The organism is Streptomyces sp. NPDC046759, assembly GCF_040645475.1.
In the GTDB taxonomy this organism is placed as follows: Bacteria; Actinomycetota; Actinomycetes; order Streptomycetales; family Streptomycetaceae; genus Streptomyces.
The window spans coordinates 19,602-44,019 of record NZ_JBEYYJ010000017.1 but is presented as its reverse complement, the minus strand read 5'-3'; the positions used below and the strand labels follow the sequence as shown (position 1 = coordinate 44,019).

At 71.7% G+C, this 24,418-nt stretch carries 20 protein-coding genes; 7 read left to right on the top strand and 13 right to left on the bottom strand.

Annotated elements, in window-relative coordinates; genetic code table 11:
• Nucleotides 1–49 precede the first annotated feature (49 nt).
• Entirely contained in the window at nt 50–1,960 is a 1,911-nt protein-coding gene (locus tag ABZ919_RS22860; protein ID WP_361250740.1) for an MFS transporter, read from the top strand.
• A gap of 3 nt (nt 1,961–1,963) precedes the next feature.
• Here the strand turns inward: ABZ919_RS22860 and ABZ919_RS22855 are convergent, their stop codons facing one another.
• Nucleotides 1,964–2,803 (bottom strand): hypothetical protein, encoded by an 840-nt coding sequence (locus ABZ919_RS22855; protein WP_361250737.1) that lies wholly within the window; start codon nt 2,801–2,803, stop codon nt 1,964–1,966.
• 89 nt (nt 2,804–2,892) lie between these two features.
• On the opposite strand from ABZ919_RS22855, the gene ABZ919_RS22850 reads away from it, so the two are divergent.
• Nucleotides 2,893–3,681, top strand: a complete 789-nt coding sequence (locus ABZ919_RS22850; RefSeq protein WP_361250735.1) for an SDR family oxidoreductase — start codon at nt 2,893–2,895, stop codon at nt 3,679–3,681.
• Nucleotides 3,682–3,808: 127 nt separating this feature from the next.
• Nucleotides 3,809–5,368: a sodium:solute symporter family protein gene (locus tag ABZ919_RS22845; protein WP_361250732.1), complete on the top strand. Its 1,560-nt coding sequence runs from the start codon at nt 3,809–3,811 to the stop codon at nt 5,366–5,368.
• Nucleotides 5,369–5,446: 78 nt separating this feature from the next.
• On the opposite strand, the gene ABZ919_RS22840 is transcribed toward ABZ919_RS22845, so the two are convergent.
• Together ABZ919_RS22840 and ABZ919_RS22835 are read right to left on the bottom strand one after the other, a co-directional pair.
• On the bottom strand, nt 5,447–6,562 hold the full coding sequence (locus ABZ919_RS22840) for an ADP-ribosylglycohydrolase family protein (RefSeq protein WP_361250729.1): 1,116 nt from the start codon (nt 6,560–6,562) through the stop codon (nt 5,447–5,449).
• 163 nt (nt 6,563–6,725) lie between these two features.
• Entirely contained in the window at nt 6,726–7,535 is an 810-nt protein-coding gene (locus ABZ919_RS22835) for a TetR/AcrR family transcriptional regulator (protein WP_361250726.1), read from the bottom strand.
• 67 nt (nt 7,536–7,602) lie between these two features.
• Here ABZ919_RS22835 and ABZ919_RS22830 point away from each other — a divergent pair, with 67 nt between their 5' ends.
• Both ABZ919_RS22830 and ABZ919_RS22825 read left to right on the top strand, forming a co-directional pair.
• On the top strand, nt 7,603–8,631 hold the full coding sequence (locus tag ABZ919_RS22830) for an alpha/beta hydrolase (RefSeq protein ID WP_361250724.1): 1,029 nt from the start codon (nt 7,603–7,605) through the stop codon (nt 8,629–8,631).
• Between the two features lie 150 nt (nt 8,632–8,781).
• Nucleotides 8,782–9,330: a DUF2165 domain-containing protein gene (locus ABZ919_RS22825; RefSeq protein WP_361250721.1), complete on the top strand. Its 549-nt coding sequence runs from the start codon at nt 8,782–8,784 to the stop codon at nt 9,328–9,330.
• Here the strand turns inward: ABZ919_RS22825 and ABZ919_RS22820 are convergent.
• The 3 genes from ABZ919_RS22820 to ABZ919_RS22810 all read right to left on the bottom strand — a co-directional run bounded on the left by ABZ919_RS22820 (nt 9,323) and on the right by ABZ919_RS22810 (nt 13,517).
• Nucleotides 9,323–9,886, bottom strand: coding sequence for a L,D-transpeptidase (locus tag ABZ919_RS22820; RefSeq protein ID WP_361250718.1), 564 nt, complete (start codon nt 9,884–9,886; stop codon nt 9,323–9,325). The two genes, ABZ919_RS22825 and ABZ919_RS22820, sit on opposite strands and share 8 nt — an antisense overlap.
• A gap of 59 nt (nt 9,887–9,945) precedes the next feature.
• Entirely contained in the window at nt 9,946–12,531 is a 2,586-nt protein-coding gene (locus tag ABZ919_RS22815; protein WP_361250715.1) for a bifunctional FO biosynthesis protein CofGH, read from the bottom strand.
• A gap of 140 nt (nt 12,532–12,671) precedes the next feature.
• Entirely contained in the window at nt 12,672–13,517 is an 846-nt protein-coding gene (locus ABZ919_RS22810; protein WP_361250712.1) for an LLM class F420-dependent oxidoreductase, read from the bottom strand.
• A 153-nt stretch (nt 13,518–13,670) separates the two neighbouring features.
• On the opposite strand from ABZ919_RS22810, the gene ABZ919_RS22805 reads away from it, so the two are divergent.
• Complete coding sequence (locus tag ABZ919_RS22805; protein ID WP_361250709.1) at nt 13,671–15,188, top strand: CehA/McbA family metallohydrolase; 1,518 nt, start codon at nt 13,671–13,673, stop codon at nt 15,186–15,188.
• A 384-nt stretch (nt 15,189–15,572) separates the two neighbouring features.
• Here the strand turns inward: ABZ919_RS22805 and ABZ919_RS22800 are convergent, their stop codons facing one another.
• Complete coding sequence (locus tag ABZ919_RS22800) at nt 15,573–15,989, bottom strand: protease inhibitor I42 family protein (RefSeq protein ID WP_361250706.1); 417 nt, start codon at nt 15,987–15,989, stop codon at nt 15,573–15,575.
• A 441-nt stretch (nt 15,990–16,430) separates the two neighbouring features.
• Here ABZ919_RS22800 and ABZ919_RS22795 point away from each other — a divergent pair, with 441 nt between their 5' ends.
• Complete coding sequence (locus ABZ919_RS22795) at nt 16,431–16,826, top strand: nitroreductase/quinone reductase family protein (protein WP_361250703.1); 396 nt, start codon at nt 16,431–16,433, stop codon at nt 16,824–16,826.
• 39 nt (nt 16,827–16,865) lie between these two features.
• Here ABZ919_RS22795 and ABZ919_RS22790 read toward each other — a convergent pair whose 3' ends face one another.
• The 6 genes from ABZ919_RS22790 to ABZ919_RS22765 all read right to left on the bottom strand — a co-directional run bounded on the left by ABZ919_RS22790 (nt 16,866) and on the right by ABZ919_RS22765 (nt 24,236).
• Nucleotides 16,866–18,317: an aldehyde dehydrogenase family protein gene (locus ABZ919_RS22790; protein WP_361250701.1), complete on the bottom strand. Its 1,452-nt coding sequence runs from the start codon at nt 18,315–18,317 to the stop codon at nt 16,866–16,868.
• Complete coding sequence (locus tag ABZ919_RS22785; protein WP_361250699.1) at nt 18,314–20,044, bottom strand: D-aminoacylase; 1,731 nt, start codon at nt 20,042–20,044, stop codon at nt 18,314–18,316. The genes ABZ919_RS22790 and ABZ919_RS22785 overlap by 4 nt, the downstream gene beginning before the upstream one ends.
• 13 nt (nt 20,045–20,057) lie before the next feature.
• A complete protein-coding gene (locus ABZ919_RS22780; protein ID WP_361250697.1) occupies nt 20,058–21,176 on the bottom strand; it encodes an LLM class flavin-dependent oxidoreductase in 1,119 nt (372 codons plus the stop codon).
• Nucleotides 21,177–21,302: 126 nt separating this feature from the next.
• Nucleotides 21,303–22,073 carry an SDR family oxidoreductase gene (locus ABZ919_RS22775; protein ID WP_361250694.1) on the bottom strand — a complete coding sequence of 257 codons (771 nt, stop codon included), beginning with the start codon at nt 22,071–22,073 and terminating at the stop codon, nt 21,303–21,305.
• Nucleotides 22,074–22,083: 10 nt separating this feature from the next.
• On the bottom strand, nt 22,084–23,007 hold the full coding sequence (locus ABZ919_RS22770) for an LLM class F420-dependent oxidoreductase (RefSeq protein WP_361250691.1): 924 nt from the start codon (nt 23,005–23,007) through the stop codon (nt 22,084–22,086).
• Complete coding sequence (locus tag ABZ919_RS22765; protein ID WP_361250689.1) at nt 23,004–24,236, bottom strand: amidohydrolase family protein; 1,233 nt, start codon at nt 24,234–24,236, stop codon at nt 23,004–23,006. The genes ABZ919_RS22770 and ABZ919_RS22765 overlap by 4 nt, the downstream gene beginning before the upstream one ends.
• Between the last annotated feature and the right edge of the window lie 182 nt (nt 24,237–24,418).

The following is a 24,418-nucleotide window of genomic DNA, read 5'->3' as shown; positions in this document are numbered from 1 at the left end:
GCGTGGAACACGGCCGAGAACAAAGGACGGGACACGGGGAGTGCCTCAGGTGGCCACAGCGGAGCCGACACGCGCCGACGACGCCGATCCGGGCCCGGGATCCGGCCCGCGAATACGCCTGTCCACGGCTGCCCCGGAGGATGGCACCGATCACCCGGACGGCCGTACGGACGGTGATCGCCCCGGCCGCCCCGGCGTACGCCCCGACCCGCGCTGGTTCGCACGTCTCCTCACCGCCGCAGAACCTCTGCGGCAGCGGCTGCTCAAGCACCCCGCCCTGTCCATAACGACTCTCGCGGGTCTCCTGCACATCGCCTGGTTCTTCACGTTTGCGAACAGCGGTGGTGATCTCGCGGCGCAGGACGCCTGGGCGGAGTTCGTCGGCCGGCACCCCGACTCGGCGTACAACCTCGCCTGGTACGGCGGCATGCACCCCGTCTCGTACAGCGTGGTGTCGCCGTATCTGATGGCCGTCCTCGGCGTGCGTACGTCGATGATGATCGCCGGCACGGTGTCGGCCGGTCTGCTGACCATGATCCTGATTCGCAGCCGTGCGGTGAAGAACCCGCTGTGGGTGTCGCTCGCCGGCGTGGTCGCGCTGCTGTGCAACGCGATCTCGGGCCGGGTGACCTTCGGGCTGGGCACGATGTTCGCGCTCGGCGCCGTCGCGGCCGTCTTCTGCTGGCCGTACCGGTGGCGGCACAAACGCTGGGCGAAGGCGGCGGTGGCCGCCCCGCTGGCCGGTCTGTCCACCATGGCCTCCCCCGTCTCGGGGCTGTTCGTCGGCCTGGTGGCGGTCGCGCTGTTCCTGCAGAAGCGGCGGCCGGGCGCCTGGGCGCTGGGTCTCGCCCCGACGGTCGTGGTCGCCGCCTCGTACTTCCTCTTCCCCTTCTCCGGCACCCAGCCGATGACGATCGGCTCGGTGATCCTGCCCCTGACGTACGGACTGCTGTGCCTGTTCCTCGTTCCCCGGCAGTGGGTGACGGTCCGGCTGAGCGCCGCCGTCTACAGCGTCAGCGTGGTCCTGGTGTGGCTGATCAGCTCGCAGATCGGGTCGAACATCTCCCGGCTGCCGATGCTGTTCGCGGGTGCGACGCTGGTGGCCACGCTGCCGTTCACCGTGCGGAAGTCCCGCAGGTGGTACACGACCGTGCTGGCGCTCCTCGGTTTCGCCGGCTGGATCGGCTACAAGTCGGTCGACGACATCGTGCACACGACCCCGGCCGCGTCCTGGGCCCGGGAGCTGGCCCCGCTCGTGCACCAGTTGCAGAAGGCGGGCGCGGAGAAGGGCCGCGTCGAGGTGGTCCCGGCGCGCTCGCACCGCGAGGCCTCCGCGCTCGCGCCGTACGTCAACCTGGCACGGGGCTGGAACCGGCAGGCCGACATGGAGCGCAACCCCCTCTTCTACGACGACACCCTCAACTCGGCGAACTACCACGAGTGGCTGCAGCGCTGGGCCGTGCACTTCGTCGTGCTGCCGAAGGACAACCCGGACGGCGACGGCGGTGAGCGCGAGCGGCAGCTGCTCCAGCGCGGAATGCCCTATCTGAAGCAGGTCTGGGGCGACGCCAACTGGCAGCTGTTCCGGGTCACCGATCCCGCGCCGCTCGCCGAGCCCGACGCCGTGGTGGACCGCGCCGGGCAGGGCGAGATGACGCTCCAGGTGCGCAAGGCCGGGCGGATCCTGATCAGGATCCCGTACTCGCCGTGGCTGAGCATCGTGGACGAGCACGGCAAGAGCGTGAAGGCGCCGCAGGAGACGGAGGCGTCCAGGCACCGGGCCGACGGCACGCCGAAGTCGTACGACAACGTCAACGGGTGCCTGATGGAGACGCCGGAGGACGCCAAGGGCGACAAGTGGACGATGCTGCTGGCGCCGAGGCCCGGCACCTACCGGCTGGCGGCGCCGTACCAGCTGCCCAGGGGCACGCCCTGCCCGGACGAGCTGAAGGCGCCGTGACCCTCAGCGGAGCCGGTCCACGTAGGTGTCCGTGCCCGGAATCGTCGGGATGAACGGCGCCACCAGCTCCACCCTGCCGAGACCGGAGTCCGCCACGTCCGCGTCCAGCCCCGTGCAGTGCCCGGTCCAGCACGCGCGCGGGTCCGCCTCCAGGAACCACAGCAGGGTCAGGCGGGTGCCGACCCCCTCCACCTGCTTGACGTAGGTCATGCGGTCGCCGGGCAGCGGGGTGGGCCGGAACACGGTGACCATCGCGGCCGGGGAGCCGGACAGCCGCTTCGGCAGATGCCGCTCGCGCAGCCACCGGGTCAGCTCCTCACGCTGCTCGGCCGACTCGCTGTCGATCACCTCCAGCACCAGCCCGGCGTAGGGGTGGTCGAGGGCGTGGAAGTCCCGGGGGCCCGCAGCGCCGTCGCGGTACACCGTCGTCTCGTGGTCCTGGAAGGCCGTGAAGACGTGGGTGCGGTCGTGGTGGACGCGGGCGTCGCGGTTGAGCCGCCGGTTGATGGCGACGGTCCACTTCATGTGGTCGTCGTAACGGCCGTCGGTGATCCAGTAGGTGGAGAGGTAGCAGCCCGCGGTGACGGGCTGGGCGACGGCCGACTTCTCGGGGTACCGCAGGAACTGCAGATCCCGGGTCGCCACCCAGCGGCGGCCCGCGTACATCCAGGGCATGGCCATCGCGCCGGCGTAGTAGTGGTCGTCCTCGTACCAGCGGTTGTAGGCGTACTCGTGTCCGGGGTGCGGCTCGACCATGGTGATCAGGGCGTGGCCCGGGCGGACGCCGTACGGACCCACGGCGGCCAGTTCGCCGTACGTCTCGCTGCGGGTGTCCTCGCTCATGCGCTTCCCCTTCCGTCCCCTTCCGTCCTGCACCGGCCCCCCATACTCTGACGCTCCGTCAGATGAAGCGCCAGAGCCCGGGAGGCCCCATGTCACTGCTCACCGGCAAGACCGTCGTCGTCTCGGGAGTGGGCGCCGGGCTGGGCCACCAGGTCGCGGCGGCCGTCGTACGGGACGGGGGGAACGCGGTGCTCGGCGCGCGCACCGAGGCGAACCTCGCCAAGAGTGCTTACGAGATCGACCCGGACGGCAGGAGTACGGCGTACCGGGCGACGGACATCACCGACGAGGGCCAGTGCGCGGCGCTGGCGCAGTTGGCGCGGGAGCGGTTCGGCGGCGTCGACGCGGTGGTGCATGTCGCCGCGTGGGACTCCTGTCTCGGCGGCCTGGAGGACGCGGACTTCGCGACCTGGCGGTCGGTCGTCGACGTGAACCTGCTCGGCACGCTGCGGATGACCCGGGCCTGCCTGCCGGCCCTGAAGGCGGCCGGCGGCGGTTCCGTGGTGTTCATCGGGACGCAGTCGGCCGTCGCCGCGCCCTCACAGGTGAAACAGGCGGCCTACGCCGCGTCGAAGGGGGCGTTGACCAGCGCGATGTACTCGCTGGCGCGCGAGCTCGGACCGTACCGGATCCGGGTCAACACCGTGCTGCCGGGCTGGATGTGGGGGCCGCCGGTCCAGGCCTACGTGCGGTTCACCGCGCAGACGGAAGGGGTGACGGAGGCCGAGGTGCTGGGGCGGCTGACGGAGCGGATGGCGCTGCCGGAGCTGGCGACGGACGGGGACGTGGCGGACGCGGCGGTGTTCCTGTCCTCGGACCGGGCGCGGGCCGTCACCGGGCAGTCGTTGCTGGTCAACGCGGGAGAGCTGATGCGCTGACCCAACCGGCGCCACCACGGCACCTGTTCATGTGACTGAACAGCAGTCATCAAGACGAACATCTTTACTTTGACTTGACCTTACACTCGCTTGTCGTGTTCATGTGGCCGCACCCACGATCGAGCACATGAACAGTCTCGACTGGGCCGTACTCATCGGCTACTTCGGTGTGATGGTCGCGATCGGCGTCTGGTCGCACAAGCGCGTGGACAACGTCTCCGACTTCTTCACGGCCGGCGGCAAGATGCCCTGGTGGCTGTCCGGCATCTCGCACCACATGTCGGGCTACAGCGCGGTCATGTTCACCGGGTACGCGGGCATCGCCTACACCTACGGCGTCACCTCCTTCGTCACCTGGTCCTTCCCCATCGCGCTCGGCATCGCCATCGGGTCGAAGCTGTTCGCGCCCCGCATCAACCGGCTGCGCTCACGGCTCCATGTGGCCTCCCCGCTGGAGTACCTGAAGAGCCGTTACGACCTCTCCACCCAGCAGGCGCTCGCCTGGTCCGGCATGCTCCTGAAGATCGTGGACGTGGGCGCCAAGTGGGCGGCGATCGCCACCCTGTTGTCGGTGTTCACCGGCGTCACCCTGAACCAGGGCATCCTGATCACCGGTGCGATCACCGCCGTGTACTGCACGATCGGCGGCCTGTGGGCGGACGCGCTGACCGAACTCGGCCAGTTCGTCATCCAGTTGCTGGCCGGCGTCTCGATGTTCGTGGCGGTCGTCCTGAAGCTGAACGACAAGCACATCGGCCTCCTCGACGCCTGGAACCAGCCGGCCCTGCACGGCCACGGCAAGCCGCTCGTCGGCCCCTACGGCACGGTGTTCCTGCTCGCCTTCCTCTTCATCAAGCTCTTCGAGTACAACGGCGGCATGCTCAACCAGGCCCAGCGGTACATGGCGACGGGCAGTGCGCACGCGGCCGAGCGCGGGGCCCGGCTGTCCGCCGTCCTGTGGCTGATCTGGCCGGTGGTGCTGTTCTTCCCGATGTGGATGTCACCGCTGCTGGTCCACGCGCAGAAGCCGGACGGCTCCGACTCCTACGGCCTGATGACCGAACAGCTGCTGCCGCACGGCCTGTTGGGCCTGGTCGTCGTCGGCTTCTTCTCCCATACGATGGCCATGTGCTCCTCCGACGCCAATGCGATCGCCGCGGTGTTCACCCGCGACGTGGCGCCGGTGCTCTCCGCTCGCGCGCGGGCGTGGGGTCAGCGGTCGGGGCTGGTCGCCGCCCGGGTCACGACGGTCGTCTTCCTGGCCCTGTCCATGGCGGTGGCCACACAGGTCAACTCACCCGCCTTCAAGGACATCATCACGGTCGTCATCAAGTGGGTGGCCGGTCTGATGGGCCCGATCGCGATCCCGATGATGCTGGGTCTGCTCCGCCCGTTCCGCCGCTCCGGCCCCACGGCGGCGCTGACCAGCTGGGCGGCGGGCCTGCTGGCGTTCTGGCTGGTGAACTACCCCATCAGCTGGCACGTCTCCGGCGGGGTGCCGCTCCAGTACCAGGTTTCGGTGCCGCTGGCGGTGTCCCTGGTGCTGTACATCGTCCTCGGGTACCTGAAGCCGGAGGACACCCCGGAGCGCCTCGCCGTCATCGAGAAGGTCAACTCGGACGGGGACGCGGCGTTGGCGGTGCCGGTGCCGGCGGGTGCGGGGGACGATGTGGTGGGGGCGCCGTAGGGGTGCTGCTGCATCGCCGGGTGCGGATCCGGCGTGACCGGTCGCGCAGTCACCGCCGCCCCTGCGGGGCGCTCTCGCTCAGGCCCTCGGATAGCGGGCCAGCCACCCGGGCGACGATCCCGCAGGACCGTGCAACGCAGGCCCCTGGGTCATCTCCATCGCGAAGTCGTCCGCCAGTTCCAGCACCGTGGAACGGCCCTCCAGCTCGGCCAGCCAGGCCGGCGGGAGGGCCGTCTCGCCGTGCAGGGCACCGAGCAGACCGCCGGTCAGAGCCCCCGCCGCCGCCGAGGGACCACTCTGGTTGACCGCCAGGCACAACCCGTGCCGCACGTCCTCCGCCACCAGCGCGCAGTACACCGACGCCGCGAGCAACCCGTCCGCCGTACCGTCGCCGGCCAGTTCCTCCACCCGTGCCGGGCCCGGAATGCCCTGCCGCACCGCGCCCAGGGCATGCTGCAGGGCGTCCGAGACGGGCTGGTGCCCGGGCCGGGCGGCGAGCAGGGCCAGAGCCCGCTGCACGGCACCGTCCAGGCTCTCCCCCCGGGCCAGCGCGTGCACGATCACGGCGTACGCGCCCGCCGACAGGTAGGCGATGGGATGCCCGTGGCTCTGGGCCGCGCACTCCACCGCCAGCTGCGCGACGAGCTGCGGCTCCCAGCCGACCAGCAGCCCGAAGGGAGCCGACCGGGCCACCGCCTCCGGCCCCAGTTCGCCGGGGTTCTTCGGCGACTCCAGCGTGCCCAGGGTGTCGTCGCCGAACCCGATGAGCAGCGCCCGGGTCGGATCCCGGCGGGCGTACAGCCACTCCTCGCGCGCGAGCCAGCCGTCGTCCTTGCGGCGCTCGTCCGGCCCCCAGTCCCGCTGGGTGGCCGCCCAGCGCAGATACGCCCGGTGCAGATCGGTCGGCGGGTGCCAGGCGCCGGTGTCGCGGCGCACCTGGGCCCGTATCAGCCCGTCCACGCTGAACAGGGTGAGCTGGGTGTGGTGGGTGACCGTGCCGCGCCGGCCGTGCCCGAAGGCCAGGTCGAGCAGGCCCTCGGGGCCGTATGCGGCCCGGATCTCCTCCAGGGACAGCGGATCGGCGGGTCCGCCGAGCGCGTCGCCCACGGCGGCCCCGAGCAGGGTGCCGCGCACCCGGCTGCGGAAGTCCTGCTGCTCGGCTCGGCCCCAGACGGCGCCGGATGTCGCACTCACCCAGACCTCCCCACGGCACCGTCCGTCCGTACGACGCTCAGCACTGTAATCGACGGGGAACGGTCCGTTCACGGGGGCAAATCGCCCTTCAGTGGTCATTCCCGCTCAGCCAAGACCACACAGCTGCGACGCCACGGCCACCCGGCCACGACTGAGCGGCCACTCAGCCGCGACGCCCGGCCACGAGCGCTTCGACCCCGTCGAGGATCCGGTCGAGCCCGAAGTCGAGCGGGTCGGTGCCGGCAGGGCCGAAGGCGCCGTCGGCGATGGCCCGGGTCAGGGCCGGGAACCGGTCCGCGTGGCGTTCGAGGACCTCACCGGTGAGGCGGTCCCACTCCCGGTCCTGATCCGCGTCGAAGTCGGCCGTCTGCTGGGCGAGGCTGCGCACCAGGCCGACGACCAGGACGAAGACCTGGTGCCGCTGGGCCGCCGGCAGGCCGGTGGGTTCCAGCGCCGCGTGCGCCGCGTCCAGCCAGCCGAGCTGGTGCGGGCCCATGACCTGGCGGCGCATCGCGGTGGCCGCCAGCGCCCAGGGGTGGGCCCGGTAGAGATCCAGGCACCGGCGGGCCCACAGCCGTACCCCGGCTCGCCAGTCGCCCTCCGCGGCGGAGAGGTCGGGGACCTCGGCGAGCATCGACTCGATCATCAGCTCCACCAGTTCCGCCTTGCCGGGCACATAGCGGTAGAGCGCCATCGCCGAGACGCCGAACCCGGCGGCGACCTTGCTCATCGAGACCGCGTCCAGCCCCTGGGCATCGGCCAGTTCGACGGCGGCCGCGGCGATGCGCTGCGGGGACAGCGTCGGCTTGGGCCCGCGCGTGGGCTGCTCCTGTTCGCCCCACAGCAGCGCGAGCACCGCCTGCGGGTCGCGCGGCCCGTCCTGCTGGTCCTTGCCGCTCCTGGCGTTCCGTCCGGCCACGAGGCCCCTCCTGCCCGAGTGCTGCTCGACTTCGGCGAAGCCCGTTGACTCCACCCGAGAACTGTATATACCGTAAACACGTCAGAACAGCTGATGGCATAAACAGTTTAGGGGGAACACCATGCTGCTGACCTACCGGGCCCTCAAGCGCCGCGCCCACGCCAGGAAGCTCGCGATCACCACCCCGAACGGCATCGACGAGTCCTCCTACGTCCGCATCGGCGGCATCGACCAGTGGATCTCCGTCCGCGGCGACGACCGGGCCAACCCCGTGATCCTGGAGCTCCACGGCGGCCCCGGCGCCTCCAACCTCGTCTTCACCCCGCGCACCCGCGCCTGGGAGCGGCACTTCACCATCGTCCGCTGGGACATGCGGGGCGCCGGCAGGACCTTCGCGGCGGGCGGCCCGGAAGGGCAGGGCGAGCTGACTCTCGAGCGCCTCCACGCGGACGCCCTGGAGGTCACGAACCACATCCGCACCCGCCTGGGCGTGGCCCAGGTCCTGCTGGTCGCCAACAGCTTCGGCACGGTCACCGGGCTCCGCCTGGCCCGCAGCCACCCCGAGCTGTACTCGGCGTACGTGGGCACCGACCAGAACATCGTCGGCGGGGGGCGGGACACCTTCGCCTACGAGGCACTGCTGGCCCGGCTGGAGAAGGCGGGGAAGAAGAAGCAACGGGCACGGATGGCGGCCATCGGCGCGGACCCCTCGGCCTGGTCCGCGCACGAGTGGGCGGAGTACGCGAAGACGGTGGTCACGACCGACCCGCTCACCTACGACACGATGAAGACGGTCGTCATCCGCTCGCTCTGGTTCTCCCCGCTCCACACCCTGCGCGACCTGCGCACCTATCTGAAGGCCCAGACCTTCTCGGAGGCGTTGGGCCCCCAGGCGACGACGATCGACGAACACGCCGAAGGCACCGCCTTTCGCCTGCCCTTCTTCCTCTTCCAGGGCGAGCACGACGTCCTCACCCCGCCGGAACCGGCCCACCGCTTCTACGAGTCGGTCACGGCCCCTGTGAAGGACTTCGCCCTCATCCGGGGGGCGAGCCACTTCGCGTCCTTCCGGCACCCGGACCAGTTCCTGGACCTGATGCTCACCAAGGTCCGGCCGGTGGTGACGGGACAGGCCCCGGTCAGCCGGTGAGCTGGACGTCGTCATGGCTGGTGAACCGGGCGCTGAGCTGCTCATCGCCGCCATCGCCTGCGGCACGCCCCCCTCGGGAACGCCGCCCGCCTTCTCATTCTGGCGCAATGCGCGTGGGAGAAGCGGCCGTTCGTCGGGGAGAATCCAGCCATGACCACCACCCCCACGCGTCACGACGGGGCCGTGACCACCGCGCCCTCCCGTCACACCGGCCTCGCGCTGGCCGCCGGTGTGCTCACCGGCATGCTCGCCCTCTACATCGCCCTCGTCGCCTTCGGGAACATCACGGACTTCGGGACGAACCAGCAGTTCGTCCGGCATGTGCTGGCGATGGACACGACCTTCAAGGACGACGACCTGATGTGGCGGGCCATCACCAGTACGGCACTGCAGGACACCGCCTACGTCCTGATCATCGCGTGGGAGACGGTGTCCGCCCTGGTCCTGATCTGGGGCACGTACCTCTGGGCGCGGCGCAGGGACGACGACCTCGCACGGCGCATCTCCACCTACGGGCTGCTGATGCTGTTGCTGCTCTTCGGGGCCGGGTTCATCGCGATCGGCGGCGAGTGGTTCTCCATGTGGCAGTCCAAGGCCTGGAACGGGCTCGACGCCGCGACCCGGATCTTCCTGCTGAGCGGCGTCGCCCTGATCGTCAACCAGCTCCCGGCGCGGCGCACACAGGACCCGGCTATGTGACGACCGTCACCCTGGTGCCCTGATCTCCGAACGCCCAGAGGGCGGCGCCGTCCTGCTTGCGCATGCGGATGCCGCCCAGCTTCTTGCCGTCCGACGGCGGCGGCGAAGAGCCGTCCAGGGCGTTGGAGAAGGCTATGTTCACGCCGGAAACGACGGTGAAGTACATCACGTGCTCGATCTGCACGCCGTCCGAGCCCTTGACGGGCCGGCCGCGCTTGATGATCGAGTAACGGCCGGGCTGCGGGCTCACCGTGCCCGGCCACACCGTGAACGTGCGCGTCGCCCTGCCCGTCGCGTCGACCAGCCACAGGCGCTTCTCGCCGAGCGAGTAGACGATCCGGCGGCCCTCGCCGGAGCCGTCCGGCAACGCGGGCGATGCCGGGGAGTGCGGCGCGGTGGAGACATGGGCGCTCGCCGAGGCCGACGGGCTCGGCCTGGTCACGGCGGCCGCGGGACGCGGCCCGTGGTCCGCCTGGACGGCGAGGGCGGCGACGGCAACGGTCGCGCCCACCGTCAGGCCGGTGACCCAGGCCCAGGAGGGCAGTCGGGCAGCCACGGGTACGCATCTCCTCCGCTACGGGACCCCGCCTCGGGTCGCGGGTCGGATCATCGTACTCAGTCCAGGACCGGCAACAATTCCGGCAGGTGGCCGTCGGAGGCCTCCGCCGCGCGCCGGCGCTCCTGCGGCACCTCGCCGTACAGGGTCGTGCGCGGCTTCGCCGGGCGGCCTGCCGCCTCGGCCACGGCCACCAGGTCGCGGACCGACTTGTACGAGCCGTACGACGAGCCCGCCATACGGGAGATGGTCTCCTCCATCAGGGTGCCGCCCAGGTCGTTCGCGCCGGAGCGGAGCATCTCCGCCGCACCCTCGGCGCCCAGCTTGACCCAACTCGTCTGGATGTTGGGGATCCAGGGGTGGAGCAGGAGGCGGGCCATGGCCGTCACCGCCCTGTTGTCCCTCGTCGTCGGCCCCGGACGGGCGATGCCCGCCAGGTACACCGGGGCGTTGGTGTGGATGAAGGGGAGGGTGACGAACTCGGTGAAGCCCCCCGTCTCCCGCTGGATACCGGCGAGAGTGCGCAGGTGGCCGAGCCAGTGACGGGGCTGGTCGACGTGGCCGTACATCATCGTCGAGGAGGAACGGATGCCCAGTTCGTGGGCCGTCCGCACCACCTCCGTCCAGGTGGCCGCGGGCAGCTTGCCCTTGGTCAGCACCCAGCGGACCTCGTCGTCCAGGATCTCCGCCGCCGTGCCGGGGATGGAGTCCAGCCCGGCCTCCTTGGCGGCGGAGAGCCACTCTCGGATCGGCATCCCGGTCCTGGTCGCGCCGTTGACCACCTCCATCGGGGAGAAGGCGTGCACGTGCATGCCGGGAACGCGGGACTTCACCGCCTTCGCGATGTCGAAGTACGCCGTCCCGGGCAGGTCCGGGTGGATGCCGCCCTGCATGCACACCTCGACCGCGCCCACGTCCCAGGCCTGCTGGGCGCGGTCCGCGACCTGCTCCAGCGAGAGCGTGTAGGCGTCGGCGTCCGTGCGGCGCTGGGCGAAGGCGCAGAAGCGGCAGCCGGTGTAACAGACGTTGGTGAAGTTGATGTTGCGGGTGACGATGTACGTCACGTCGTCGCCGACCGCCGCTCTGCGCACGTCGTCGGCGACCCGGCACAGCGCGTCCAGCGCCGGGCCGTCCGCGTGGAGGAGGGCCAGGGCCTCGGCGTCGGTCAGCCTCGTCGGGTCGTCGGCCGCGGTGCGCAGGGCCTGGCGCACATCGGTGTCGATGCGCTCGGGCGCCATGCCGGGGGCTGCCGCCTCGCGCAGTGCCTCCCAGTCGCCGTACACCTCGTCGAAGTCGTCGCGCCGGTCGGCGCCGCGGCCCTCGGTGTCGATGGTGCGGTGCAGGTCCGTACGTCCGGTGGGGACGAAGGTGTCCTCCGGCTCCTGCCAGGGCCGGCCCTCGACGGCCGCGTCCGGCAGGGCCAGGCCGGTCGCCGGGTCGGCCAGCGCGCTCACGTGCGGGCGCAGCCGCGGGTCCAGCCAGGGTTCGCCGCGGAGCACGAACTCCGGGTAGACGCAGAGGCGTTCGCGCAGTTCGAAGCCCGCGTCGGCCGACTTCGCGGCCAGCTCCTCGATCTGCGGCCAGGGACGCTCGGGGTTGACGTGGTCGATGGTCAGGGGCGACACCCCGCCCCAGTCGTCGATGCCGGCGCCGATCAGCCGCTCGTACTCGGAGTCGACCAGGTTCGGCGGCGCCTGGAGGCAGGCGGACGGACCCATGATGTGGCGGGCCACGGCCACCGTGGCGACCAGGTCGTCCAGTTCGGCGTCCGGCATGCCGCGCATCGCCGTGTCCGGCTTGGCGCGGAAGTTCTGGATGATCAGTTCCTGGATGCCGTGGTAGGCGCGGGAGACCTTGCGGAGCGCGAAGAGGGACTCCGCGCGCTCCTCGTGCGTCTCGCCGATGCCGATGAGCAGGCCGGAGGTGAAGGGGACGGAGGAGCGGCCGGCGTCCTCCAGCACCCGCAGGCGTACGGCCGGTTCCTTGTCCGGGGAGCCGTGGTGCGGGCCGCCGGGCTCCGACCAGAGGCGGGTCGCCGTCGTCTCCAGCATCATGCCCATGGACGGCGCCACCGGCTTCAGGCGCTGGAAGTCCGTCCACGTCATCACACCCGGGTTGAGGTGGGGCAGCAGGCCCGTCTCCTCCAGGATGCGGATGGAGACGGCGCGGACATAGGCGATCGTGTCGTCATAGCCGTGCGCGTCCAGCCACTCGCGCGCTTGCGGCCAGCGGTCCTCGGGCTTGTCGCCCAGGGTGATCAGGGCTTCCTTGCAGCCGAGGGCGGCACCCCTGCGGGCGATGTCGAGGACCTCGTCGGGGGACATGAACATCCCGTGCCCGGCGCGGCGCAGCTTGCCGGGGACGGTCACGAAGGTGCAGTAGTGGCATGTGTCCCGGCACAGCCGGGTGAGGGGGACGAAGACACTCTTCGAGTACGTGATGACACCGGGACGGCCCGCCTGTTCGAGGCCCGCGTCACGGACCCGGGCGGCGGACGCGGCGAGGTCCGTCAGGGCCTCTCCGCGGGCCTGGAGCAGCACCGCCGCCTCCGCGACGTCGAGGGCGACGCCGTCCCGGGCGCGTTTGAGAGCGCGACGCATGGAGTTCTCGGTCGGGCCGGTTCCGGGAGCCGCGGAAGTCGTCATCCCTCAACCATACGGTTGGACGCCGCCGGTTCCTCGAGGTCGGGGGCGTCCGGGGAGGCGGTGCGGGTTGCCGGGTACGGGTTCGCCGTGGCCGGCCGAGCCGTTCCCCGCGCCCGCGGGCCGGCCGCCCCGCCCGCCGCCTACACGTACGCGGCGTATCCGTCCAGTGCGCGAAGGACCTCAGCCTCGCCCGCCGACGGCAGTTGCAGTACGACCTCCTCGACGCCCGACTCGGCATAGTGGGCCAGCTTGCCCGGGGTGGGCTGGACCGCGTACGGGACGACGTGGAGCGCGGAGGGGTCGCGGCCCGCGTCCGCCCAGGCCGAGCGCAGCACCGGCAGTGACTCGGTGAGGCCCCGGCCGCCGATCGGCAGCCAGCCGTCGGCGTACTCGGCGATGTGCGCGAACAGCTTCGGCCCGGCGGCGCCGCCCACGAGCGTGCGCGGGCCGGTCACCGGACCGCGCGGCTTGCGCACCGGCTTGGGGTGCGCGTGACTGGCCCGTACGCCGCCGAACTCGCCGTCGTAGGCGGTCGGTTCCTCCGACCACAGCGCCTGCATGAGCCGCATCCGGTCCCGGACCAGCTCCCGGCGGGTGCGCCAGTCCACCCCGTGGTCGGCGGCCTCCTCCGCGTTCCAGCCGTACCCGAGGCCGAACGTGAAGCGGCCGCCGGACAGATGGTCGAGGGTGGCGATCTGCTTGGCCAGCGCGATGGGGTCGTGCTGGGCGGGCAGCGAGATGCCGGTGCCCAGACCGAGGCGCTCGGTGACGGCCGCGGCCTGGCCGAGGGCGACGAAGGGGTCGAGGGTGCGGCCGTATGCGCGGGGCAGGTCGCCGCCGGCGGGGTACGGGGTCGTGCGCTCCACCGGGATGTGGGTGTGTTCGGGCAGGTAGAGGCCGGCGAAGCCGCGCTGCTCGAGTTCGCGGGCGAGTCGCACCGGGGCGATGGTCTCGTCGGTCAGGAAGACGGTGACGGCGATTCGCATGGCCCATCTGTACCGGGCCTGTCTTCACCTGTCCATACCGACTGGTCGGGATTGTCCGGCCATGACCCTGAACGTCGCGTGCATGTCACATAGTCGCACCGCAATCCCCTTTTCTTTCACGGGAGTTCACGCCCGGCTGGAAGGGTGACCACCATGGGTGAAGACACGCACGATCAGGCTCACGGCATCGGCAGACGCGCGCTGTTCGTGACGGGCGCCGCCGCTGCCCTTACGTTGGGAAGCGTGAGTTTCGCAGCGGCGGACGGTCAGCGCCAGGAGACCCGGACGGTGCACGGCACCCTGCCGCCCGGTTCCCCCGACTTCGTGTATGTGCCGGTCGAAGTCCCGGCCGGCGTACGGGAGATCAAGGTTTCCTACACCTACGACAAGCCCTCGGTCCCGGTCGGCACCCAGGGCAACGCCCTCGACATCGGCCTGTTCGACGAGCGCGGCACCGAGCTGGGCGGCCGGGGGTTCAGAGGCTGGTCGGGCGGCGCCCGCACGGAGTTCTTCGTCCGCGCCGACGACGCGACGCCCGGCTACATCCCCGGCCCGGTGCGGCAGGGCACCTGGTACGTCGCGCTCGGCCCCTACACGGTGGCGCCGCAGGGCCTGACGTACGAGCTGACCGTCACGCTGACCTACGGCGAGGCGGGTGAGACCCCGCGGCCGGTGTATCCGCCTTCCCGGGCCAAGGGGCGGGGCCGGGCCTGGTACCGGGGCGACTGCCATCTGCACTCCTGGTACTCCGACGGCCGCCGCACCCCGGCCGAGATCGCGGCCCTCGCACGGGCGGCGGGCCTGGACTTCATCAACTCCTCGGACCACAACACCCACTCCGCGCACCCCCACTGGGCGGACCAGGCGGGCGACGACCTGCTGATCATGCTCGGCGAGGAGATCACCACCCGGAACGGCCACGTGCTGGCGCTCGGCACCGAGCCGGGCACGTTCGTGGACTGGCGCTACCGGGCCCGGGACAACCGCTGGGCCCGCTTCGCTCGGGACGTCCGCCACGCCGGCGGCCTGGTCGTCCCCGCCCACCCGCACGCCACCTGCGTCGGCTGCGGCTGGAAGTTCGGCTTCGGCGAGGCGGACGCCGTGGAGGTGTGGAACGGCCCCTACACCCCGGACGACGAGGTGACGCTGGCCGAGTGGGACAACCTGCTGGTCGCCTCCGTGCGGCAGGGGCGGCCCTGGCTCCCGGCGATGGGCAACAGTGACGCGCACCGCGACCCGGACGCGGTCGGCATGCCCCAGACCGTCGTCCTCGCCGACGACCTGACCCGGGAGGCGATCCAGGAGGGCCTCCGCGCGGGACGCAGTTACGTGGCCGAGTCGAAGAACGTCACCCTCGCCCTCACGGTGACGGGCGGGCGCGGGCAGCAGGCGGGCATCGGGGAGCGGCTGGAGGTGGCCGCCGGCACCCCGGTGACCGTACGGCTCGAGGTCTCGGGGGCCCCGCGCTGCACGGTGCGGTTCGTCACCGACCAGGGGGTGCTGTTCACCAGTGATCCGCTGCCGGTGGCGGGCGCGGGCACGGTCGAGTGGCACACGACGCCCTCCTACGCGGCGTACGTACGCGCCGAGCTGCGCCACGAGGCGGCGCTCGGGCCGTTGCCGGGCCCGCTGGCCGCCTTCACCAATCCCGTCTTCCTCGGGACTGCGTGAGCTGCTCCGCCGCCCACTCGGCCCACTCGCGCCGCATCGCGTCGAACCGCAGGCCGTACTCCAGCGCGATGCGGCCGCAGACCGAGAGGAGCATCGCTCGCGTGCTGGATGTACCCGGGTGATGCGACAACGCGGCGAGGTGCCGTACCGGGCGTCGCGAGCCGGTGGACCGTTCCGGTCGCAGCGAGCAGCACCGCCGCGCCCGCGGCGCCGTCGCCGTCGCCGGACAGGGCGGTGCGCCGGGGGCCGGGCGGTGCGGTGCGGCCGTAGCGGAGCAGGACGGAGATGTCGACCCGGGCCGGCTCGTCGTCGGTGCGGTCCGGGGGATCAGGGGCGGGGTTCGAGACGGGGGTTCATGTTCCGGTGTCGGTGGTGTCGGCCGGCTCAGCGGACGGTGACGGTGTAGGTGACGCGCTTCGGCGCGGACTGCCGGTACGGTGCGGTCGACGCCGGGGCCGGGGTGCCGCCGCCGTCCCCGTCGCAGGTGGTGGCGAACGTGCAGTGGGTCAGCACGATCCGGGTGCTGCCCTTGCCGGTGGCCTCGAAGGTGAAGGTGAGGCGGCTGCCGGCGCCGGCCAGGTGCTTGCCGCCGGAGTCCGGGGTGCTGTGCTGCCCGCGCTCGCGGACCACCTCGCCGTCGGGCCTGGGGCCGGACAGGTACCAGTGCTCACGGGCGGAGGCGTTCTGGTGGACGGTGAGCGTGAAGCGCTCCCCGACCTTCGCGGTGATGCGGGGTTCGCCGGTGGGTTTCGCGACGGGGACGGGCTCGTCGGTGCCCGACCCGCAGCCCGCGGCGAGCATGAGCAGCGCGACCGCCGCGACGGCACCGCCCGCCGCCCTTTCCGGACGCCGCAGACGCGGCCCACTTCGCCGTCGGGAGGTACACGGTGTACGCGTCGTTGAGTCCACTGTCCGCTGCCCTGCCCAGGTGTCCGTTGATGAAGTCGTTCTCGCCGACCCAGGTCGGCAGGCCCTTCCGGCCACCTTGTCGATGCGCCTGCAGAGGTCCTCGAGGTCCTGCTTCTGGTAGAGCTTGCCCAGGGACTCCAGCGTCGCCGTGTCGCCCGACCGTGCAGCCACCCGAAGACGCGCCCATCAGGCTCCCCCGTTGAAATGATCACGGCCGCGGGGGAGGCTAACACGCGACAGTCACCGGAAAATCCAGAAGTCACACGCCCTGCACCAGGCCGGCACACCGTCCCCGCCGCGACGCCGTGCCGTCGGACAAGGAGAGCAACCGGCATGTCAGCCCCCGCAGACCGCAAGCACCGCGTGGTGACCGCCTTCCAGCGGCACCTCGCCAACCCGCTCAACCGGCGGCTGCCGTTCCAGACCCTGCTGGAGACGACCGGCCGCACCTCCGGCCTGCCCCGGCAGACACCGGTGGGCGGCCGCCGGGTGGGCCAGTCCTTCTGGCTGGTCTCCGAGTTCGGTCACAGGTCGCAGTACGTGCGCAACATCCAGGCCGACCCGCGGGTCCGCGTCCGCATCGCCGGCCGCTGGCACCGCGGCACCGCCCACCTCCTGCCCGACGACGACCCGGTGGCCCGCCTGCGTGCCCTGCCCCGTCTCAACAGCGTGGCGGTACGGGCGTTCGGCACCGATCTGCTGACGGTCCGGGTGGACCTGGAGAACTGACGGACACCGGGGGGATGCGGGGCGTGCCAGGAGTGCGCCTCACCCCGGCCACACGATCGCCTGCACCTCGCTGTAGGCGTGCAGCGCGTAGGAGCCGACGTCCCGGCCCACCCCGCTCTTCTTGAAGCCGCCGAACGGGGCCTCCATGTTGCGGCCGACGGTGTTCACGCCCACGCCCCCGGCCCGCAGCCGCCGGGCCACCCGGAAGGCCCTGGCCACGTCGCCGGACCAGACATAGTCGATGAGCCCGTACTCGGAGTCGTTGGCGAGCGCCACCGCCTCCTCCTCGTCGTCGAAGGGGATGACCACCACGACCGGCCCGAAGATCTCCTCCCTCGCCACGCGCATGTCGTTGGTGCAGTCGGCCAGCAGCGTGGGCGCGACATAGAACCCCCGCCCGGGCGACGGCCGTTCCCCGCCCGCGACCAACGACGCGCCCTCCTTGCGGCCGAGTTCGACGTACGACTCGACCCGGGCCCGGTGCTCCGCCGAGATCACCGGTCCGACGACCGTGTCCGCCTCCCGTGGATCGCCGATCTTCAACCTGCCTGCGTACGCGGCGAGTTGCGCGACCAGCCGGTCGTACACCCCGCGCTGGGCCAGCACCCGTGCCGGCGCCGTGCAGATCTGGCCGCTGTAGAAGGAGAACGTGGTGCCGATGCCGGCGACGGCCGAGCCGAGGTCGGCGTCGTCGAAGACGACCGCCGCGCCCTTGCCGCCGAGCTCCATGAGCTGGCGTTTCATGTCCCGCCCGCAGGCCTCGGCGATCCGCCGGCCGACGGCCGTGGACCCGGTGAAGCTGACCATGTCGACGTCGTCGCAGGCCACCGCCGCCTCGCCCACGGCCGCCTCCCGCCCGGAGACGACGTTCACCACCCCCGGCGGCACCCCGGCCGCCTGAAGCGCCTCGGCCATCCGGTAGACGGACAGCGGATCCTGCGGGGCGGGCTTCACCACCACCGTGTTGCCCATGGCGAGGGCCGGCGCGACCTTGCCGGCCGGGTTGGCCCACGGGTTGTTGTAGGAGGTGATGCAGGTGACGACCCCGACGGGCTGCCGTACGGCCAAGGCGCCCGTCACGCCGGCCTTCCCCATCGGCCCGGCCTCGTTGATCTGCGGGACGACGGCCCACTCGGCGGGCTCCACGCTCGCGTACCGGCGGAACCGGGCGGCGGCCACTCCGACCTGCATCGCCCGGGCGGTCGGTGTGGTCGCGCCGGTCTCCGCGCGGGCCAGCTCGGTGTACGGCCCCGTCCGTTCCCGGATGACGTCGGCGGCCCGGGCCAGCACCGCGGCCCGCTCCTCCGGCCGGGTCCGCGACCACGCCCCGAACGCCTCACGGGCCGCCGCGCAGGCCGCCCGCACCTGCTCCGGCGACGCTTCCGGCGCCCAGCCGACAGTCTCCTCGGTGGCCGGGTCGGTCACCGGGTAGTGCCCGGCGTCCGGCTCCACCCACTCCCCGCCGACGAACAGCCGCTGCGCCCCGCTCACCGTGTGCTCACCGTCCGGGTGTCGGTCCCCGACCGCAGCACCTTCCCCGGTACGGCGCCGGTCACCACGTCGTCCCGGATCGCCTGCACCCCGTTGACCCACACGGCCCGCACCCCGATCGCCGCGGAGTCCAGCCGGGGACTGTCACCCGGCAGGTCGTGCACCAGCCGGGCGTGGCCGGCGTCGATCCGCTCCGGGTCGAACAGGACGAGGTCCGCGTGCCAGCCCTCCTGCACCCGTCCGCGCTCCCTGAGCCCGAACAGCCGGGCCGGTTCGTCGGTCAGCATCTGCACCGCCCGCTCCAGCCCGACCAGCTTCCGGCCGCGCAGACAGTCCCCGAGGAACCGGGTGGTGTACGGCGCCCCGCACATCCGGTCCAGATGCGCGCCCGCGTCCGAGCCGCCGAGCAGCACGTCCTCGTGCTGCCAGGTCTCGGCGCGCAGCGCCCAGGAGGCGGGGTCGTTGTCGGTCGGCATGGGCCACAGGACCGTCCGCAGCTCGTCGTCGGCGCAGATCTCCACCAGGCAGGCGAAGGGGTCCAGCCCACGCTCCTCGGCGATGTCCCGCACCACCCGGCCGGTCAGTCCCCGGTTGGCCGCGCTGTAGGTGTCCCCGATGACGTACCGCCCGAAGTGCGCCAGCCGCCGGAAGACGCCCGCCTCCTCGGAGCGGGCCCGGCGCAGCATCTCCGCCCGGACGGCCGGGTCCCGGAGCCTGGCGATCCGCTCCGGCACCGGCAGCCCTAGGACGGGCCCCCAACCCGGGATGAGGTTGAGGGCGCAGAAGCTGCCGAGCGACATGTTCATCGGGGTGAGGATCGGCATGGTGAGCGCCACTACCCGCCCGCCGGCCTTCCGGGCCCGTTCGCTCGCGCTCAGCTGCCGCGGCACCCGCTCGGGGACGGCCGCGTCGACGGTGAGGACGTTCCAGTTGAGCGGCCGCCCCGCCACCGCGCTCATCTCCACCAGCAGGTCGATCTCGTCGTCGGCGAACTGGTCCAGGCACCCGGCGACGATCGCCTCGATCTGCGTGCCCTCGTGCTCGCCGACGGCCCTCGACAGCGCCAGCAGCTCAGCCGGCTTCGCATGCCGGGAAGCCACCGGCTGCCCGTCCCCGTCCGAGTGGGTACGGGACTGCGTGGTGGACAGCCCCCAGGCCCCGGCGTCCATGGCCTCGTGCAGCAGGCGGAGCATCGCGCCGAGCTGGTCCCCGGTGGGCTGTCCGCCGGCCGCCCGCGGCCCCATGACGTACCGGCGCAGTGCGCAGTGCCCCACCATGAAACCGGCGTTGACGGCGATCCGCCCCTCCAGGGCGTCCAGGTACTCCCCGAAGGAGTGCCAGTTCCAGGGCGCACCCTCCTCCAGCGCCACCAGGGACATCCCCTCCACCTTGGACATCATCCGGCGGGTGTAGTCGGCGTCCTCGGGACGGGCGGGGTTGAGCGGCGCGAGGGTGAACCCGCAGTTCCCGGCGGCGACGGTCGTGACCCCGTGGTTGAGCGAGGGCGTCGCGTACGGATCCCAGAAGAGCTGGGCGTCGTAGTGGGTGTGGGGATCGACGAAGCCGGGGGCGAGGACGAGCCCGTGCGCGTCCTCGACGGTGCGGGCGCCGTCGGTGATCTCGCCGACGGCGACGATGCGGCCGCCCCGTACACCGACGTCGGCGGTGCGGGCGGGGGCGCCGGTGCCGTCCACGACGGTGGCGCCCTTGATCAGGTGGTCCAGCATGCCCGGCGCCCCCTTACACAGCCGCCCGGAACCGGCTGGTCCGGTGCACGGGATCCGTGTCGATCTTCGGAATCACCTGCTCCCCGATCAGCCGGATCGTCTGCAGCGTCTCCTCCTTCGGCACCCCCACCGGCAGGCCGAAGCTCAGCTGATCGGCGCCCGCCTGCTCCCAGCGCTTGCACTGCCGCAGCACCTCGTCCGGGTCCCCGCAGATCAGCAGCTCCTCCTCGATCAGCAGCTCCACGAACTCCGGCGTGTACGCGGGCAGCGTCTGCGGCCACACCGGGAAGCCCTCCGGCCGGGGGAAGGTGTCGTGGTACCGGAAGACCAGCGAGGGCAGGTAGTGCAGCCCTCCGTTCACCGCGATCTCGATCGCCTCCGCGTGCGTGGGCGCGCAGATCGCCGTCGTCGTCACCATCACGTTGTCGTTGACGAAGTCCCCGACGGGTTCCGCGTTCACGATCGCCGACTTGTACTGCTCGAGCACCCACTCCATGTCGGACACCTTCTGGATGCTGAAGCCGAGCACGCCGAGTCCCTTCTTCGCGGCCATGGCGTACGAGGGCGGGGAGCCGGCCGCGTACCACATCGCCGGGTGCGACTTCCCGTACGGCTTCGGCAGGACCTTGCGCGGCGGCAGCTGCCAGTGCTTGCCCTGGAAGCCGGCGTACTCGTCCTGGAGCCACATCTTCGGGAACTCGGCGATCGTCTCCTCCCAGATCTCCTTGGTGTGGTTCATGTCGGTCACCCCCGGTATGAACCCGAGGATCTCGTGCGAGCCGGCGCCCCGCCCGCTGCCGAACTCGAAGCGTCCCTCGCTGAGGTGGTCCAGCATGGCGACCTTCTCGGCGACCTTCACGGGGTGGTTGACCTGGGCGAGCGGGTTGAAGATCCCGGAGCCGAGGTGGATGCGCTCGGTCGCGTGCGCCAGGTAGCCCAGGAAGACGTCGTTGGCCGACAGGTGGGAGTACTCCTCCAGGAAGTGGTGCTCGGAGGCCCAGGCGTACTTGAAGCCGGACTTGTCCGCCTGGATGACGTACTCGGTCTCCTCCATCAGTGCCTTGTGCTCGGCCAGCGGGTCGGTCTCGGCGCGCTTGCCCACATATCCCTGTACAAAGAGCCCGAATTCCAAGGCGGTTCACCGTCCCAGTGTTTTCTGACGCGTGTCTTCCGATCGCTATTTCTGACGCTCCGTCAGTTGATGCCTGCCGGCCGACTGTCGCACCGGCCGCCGTGACCGTCAATAGCTGACGGTTAGTCAGATGACGGTGACGCCCGCCAGCCATCCGCCGTCGATCACGAACGGCTGCCCGGTGATGTACGAGGAGTCCTCCGAGGTGAGGAAGAGGGCGAGCCGCGCCACCTCCTCCGGCCGCCCGACCCGCCCGAGCGGCACGAGCTTGCGGTACAGCTCGTCCAGGGCCCGGCTCATCTCCTCCGGGTCGGCGTCCGGGTCCAGCCGGGCCGGGTTGGACATCGGGGTGTCGACGGCGCCCGGGCAGATGGCGTTGACCCGGATCCCGCGACCGGCCAGCTCCAGCGCCGCCACCCGGGTCAGCCCCAGCACGGCGTGCTTGGTGGCGGCGTAGGTGCCGACGGCCGCCATGCCGGTCAGGGCCGTGTAGGAGGCGGTGTTCACGATGGTGCCGCCGTCGGGCAGCTCCGGCGCCACCGCCTTCATGCCGAGGAAGCAGCCGACCTGGTTGACCTGCACGACCTGCATGAACTCGTCCAGCGGAGTGTCCACGAGGGCGTTGAAGCGCAGGATGCCGGCGTTGTTCACCAGTCCGTCGATGCGCCCGTACGCGTCCTTGACCGCCCGGACGGCCTCCCGCCAGCCCTCCTCGGAGCCGACGTCGAGGTGGACGTACAGCGCGCCTATCTCCTCGGCCAGGGCCTTGCCCTGCTCGTCGAGTACGTCGGCCACGGCCACCCGCGCACCCTCCGCCCTGAACAGCCGCGCCTCCTGCTCTCCCTGTCCGCGTGCCGCCCCCGTGACGACGACGACCCGCCCGTCCAGCTTGCCCATGACGTCCTCCTCAGTTCAGCCGGGGTGCGACCTCCGCCCCGAACAGCCTGATCTGATCGATGAGTTCGGCGCGGCTCCGGCTGCGGAACCGCACCTGGATCTGGTCCACGCCGAGCGCCCGGTACTCCCGCAGCGACTCGGCGATCCGCTCCGGCGTCCCGGTGAGGGTGCGCCGTCCGACCTCCCAGCCGGCCCGCCCGACGTACAGCGGCTCGGCGATCGCGCCGACGGTGAACGGCGCGTCGATGCCCTGGTCCGCCCGCATGTCCCGGATCCGGGCGACCTGTGCGGGCAGCCGCTCCCGCGGATCCCCCTGCGGCAGCCAGCCGTCGCCCCGGAGCGCGGCCCGGCGTACGGCGGCGGGCGAGGAGCCGCCGACCCACACCGGCACGTCCGGCTGCGCGGGCCGGGGCCGCTGCCCGAGACCGCCGAAGTCGTAGAACTTCCCGTGGTGCTCCGGGAACTCCTCGGGCCCGAGGGCGGCCCGCAGGGCGTCGATGCTCTCGTCCAGCACCGCTCCGCGCCGCTCGAAGTCCACCCCGAGCGCCGCGAACTCCTCCCGGACGTGCCCGGCCCCGACCCCGAGGATCAGCCGGCCGCCGGAGAGGTGGTCGAGGGTGGCGTACTGCTTGGCCGTGACCAGCGGATGCCGCAGCGCCACCACGGCCACATGGCTGAGCAGCCGGACGCGTTCGGTCACGGCGGCGAGGTGGGCGAGGGTGGCGACGGGGTCGTACCACACCGTGCTCATGGCGGCGGCGAGGCGGCGCGGGACGGCCACGTGATCACAGCAGGCGAGGTAGTCGAACCCGGCGCCGTCCACGGCCCGCGCCACCGCGACCAGGTCCGCCGGTCCGGCGTCGGCCTCCCAGCCCTCCGCGTAGAGGGTGCTCTGCGACTGGACGGGCAGCTGGATGCCGTACGCCAGGCTCACCTCGGCCCCTTCCAGAGGCCGTCCTGCGTCAGCCCCAGCAGCTCGATGGCGTTGCCGCGCACGATCCGCTCGACCACGTCCGCCGGCAGGTGCCCCATCTGCGCCTCGCCGACCTCACGGGACTTGGGCCAGGTGGAGTCGGAGTGCGGGTAGTCGGTCTCGTACAGGACGTTGCCGACCCCGATCGCGTCGAGGTTCCGCAGCCCGAAGGCGTCGTCGAAGAAGCAGCCGTGGACGTGTCCGGCGAACAGCTCGGACGGCGGCCGGCGCACCTTGTCGGCGACCCCGCCCCACCCCCGGTTCTCCTCCCACACCACGTCCGCGCGCTCGAGGATGTACGGGATCCACCCGATCTGTCCCTCGGCGTACATGACCTTCAGGTTCGGGAAGCGCTCGAACTTCCCGCTCATCAGCCAGTCGACCATCGAGAAGCAGCAGTTGGCGAAGGTGATGGTGGAACCGACGGCGGGCGGGGCGTCGGCCGAGGTGGAGGGCATACGGCTGCTGGAGCCGATGTGCATGGCGACGACCGTGCCGGTCTCGTCGCAGGCCGCGAGGAAGGGGTCCCAGTCCTCGGTGTGGACGGACGGCAGGCCGAGATGCGGGGGTATCTCGGAGAAGGCGACGGCCCGCACGCCCCGCGCCGCGTTGCGCCGCACCTCGGCGGCGGCCAGCTCAGCGTCCCACAGGGGTGTCAGGGACAGCGGTATCAGCCGTCCCCGCGCCTCGGGGCCGCACCACTCCTCCACCATCCAGTCGTTGTAGGCGCGCACACACAACAGGGCGAGCTCCTTGTCGGCGGCCTCGGCGAAGGTCTGCCCGCAGAACCGGGGGAAGGTGGGGAAGCAGACGGCGGACTGGACGTGGTTGACGTCCATGTCGGCGAGCCGGGCGGCCACGTCGTAGGAACCGGGCCGCATCTGCTCGTACGTGATCACCTCCAGCCTGACCTCGTCCCGGTCGCAGCCGACGGCGGTGTCGAGGCGGGTGAGGGGTCGGCGCAGGTCCTCGTACACCCACCAGTCGCCGAGGGGGCCGTCGGTGCCGCCCGGTTCGCCCATGACGGGCCTGAAACGCCCGCCCAGGAAGGTCATCTCCTTCACCGGGGCACGCACGATCCGGGGCCCGGCGTCCAGGTACTTCCTCGGCAGCCGGTCCCGCCAGACGGTGGCGGGCTCCACGGTGTGGTCGTCGACGGAGATGATCAGCGGGAACTCTGTGGTCTCCATGGGCCTCACGGTAGCGCTGATCTGACGGTCCGTCAGCTATGGTGTTCGGCCGGGGTCCGGCCCGGCGCGTGCGGAGAGGGTGTGAGGGCTTTGTGGACCGACCTGCACCACCCTGTGATCGGTGTCTCCCACGGCTGACGGAACCGGCCCGAACAAGGCAAACTGACGGGGTTGTTCGTGAT

Coding starts and splice junctions, on each gene's coding strand:
- ABZ919_RS22805 (WP_361250709.1), top strand. CDS start 13,671: ATGGGTGAAGACACGCACGATCAGGCTCACGGCATCGGCAGACGCGCG.
- ABZ919_RS22810 (WP_361250712.1), bottom strand. CDS start 13,517: ATGCGAATCGCCGTCACCGTCTTCCTGACCGACGAGACCATCGCCCCG.
- ABZ919_RS22850 (WP_361250735.1), top strand. CDS start 2,893: ATGTCACTGCTCACCGGCAAGACCGTCGTCGTCTCGGGAGTGGGCGCC.
- ABZ919_RS22845 (WP_361250732.1), top strand. CDS start 3,809: ATGAACAGTCTCGACTGGGCCGTACTCATCGGCTACTTCGGTGTGATG.
- ABZ919_RS22785 (WP_361250699.1), bottom strand. CDS start 20,044: ATGCTGGACCACCTGATCAAGGGCGCCACCGTCGTGGACGGCACCGGC.
- ABZ919_RS22800 (WP_361250706.1), bottom strand. CDS start 15,989: ATGCTCGCCGCGGGCTGCGGGTCGGGCACCGACGAGCCCGTCCCCGTC.
- ABZ919_RS22855 (WP_361250737.1), bottom strand. CDS start 2,803: ATGAGCGAGGACACCCGCAGCGAGACGTACGGCGAACTGGCCGCCGTG.
- ABZ919_RS22775 (WP_361250694.1), bottom strand. CDS start 22,073: ATGGGCAAGCTGGACGGGCGGGTCGTCGTCGTCACGGGGGCGGCACGC.
- ABZ919_RS22815 (WP_361250715.1), bottom strand. CDS start 12,531: ATGACGACTTCCGCGGCTCCCGGAACCGGCCCGACCGAGAACTCCATG.
- ABZ919_RS22795 (WP_361250703.1), top strand. CDS start 16,431: ATGTCAGCCCCCGCAGACCGCAAGCACCGCGTGGTGACCGCCTTCCAG.
- ABZ919_RS22765 (WP_361250689.1), bottom strand. CDS start 24,236: ATGGAGACCACAGAGTTCCCGCTGATCATCTCCGTCGACGACCACACC.
- ABZ919_RS22830 (WP_361250724.1), top strand. CDS start 7,603: ATGCTGCTGACCTACCGGGCCCTCAAGCGCCGCGCCCACGCCAGGAAG.
- ABZ919_RS22825 (WP_361250721.1), top strand. CDS start 8,782: ATGACCACCACCCCCACGCGTCACGACGGGGCCGTGACCACCGCGCCC.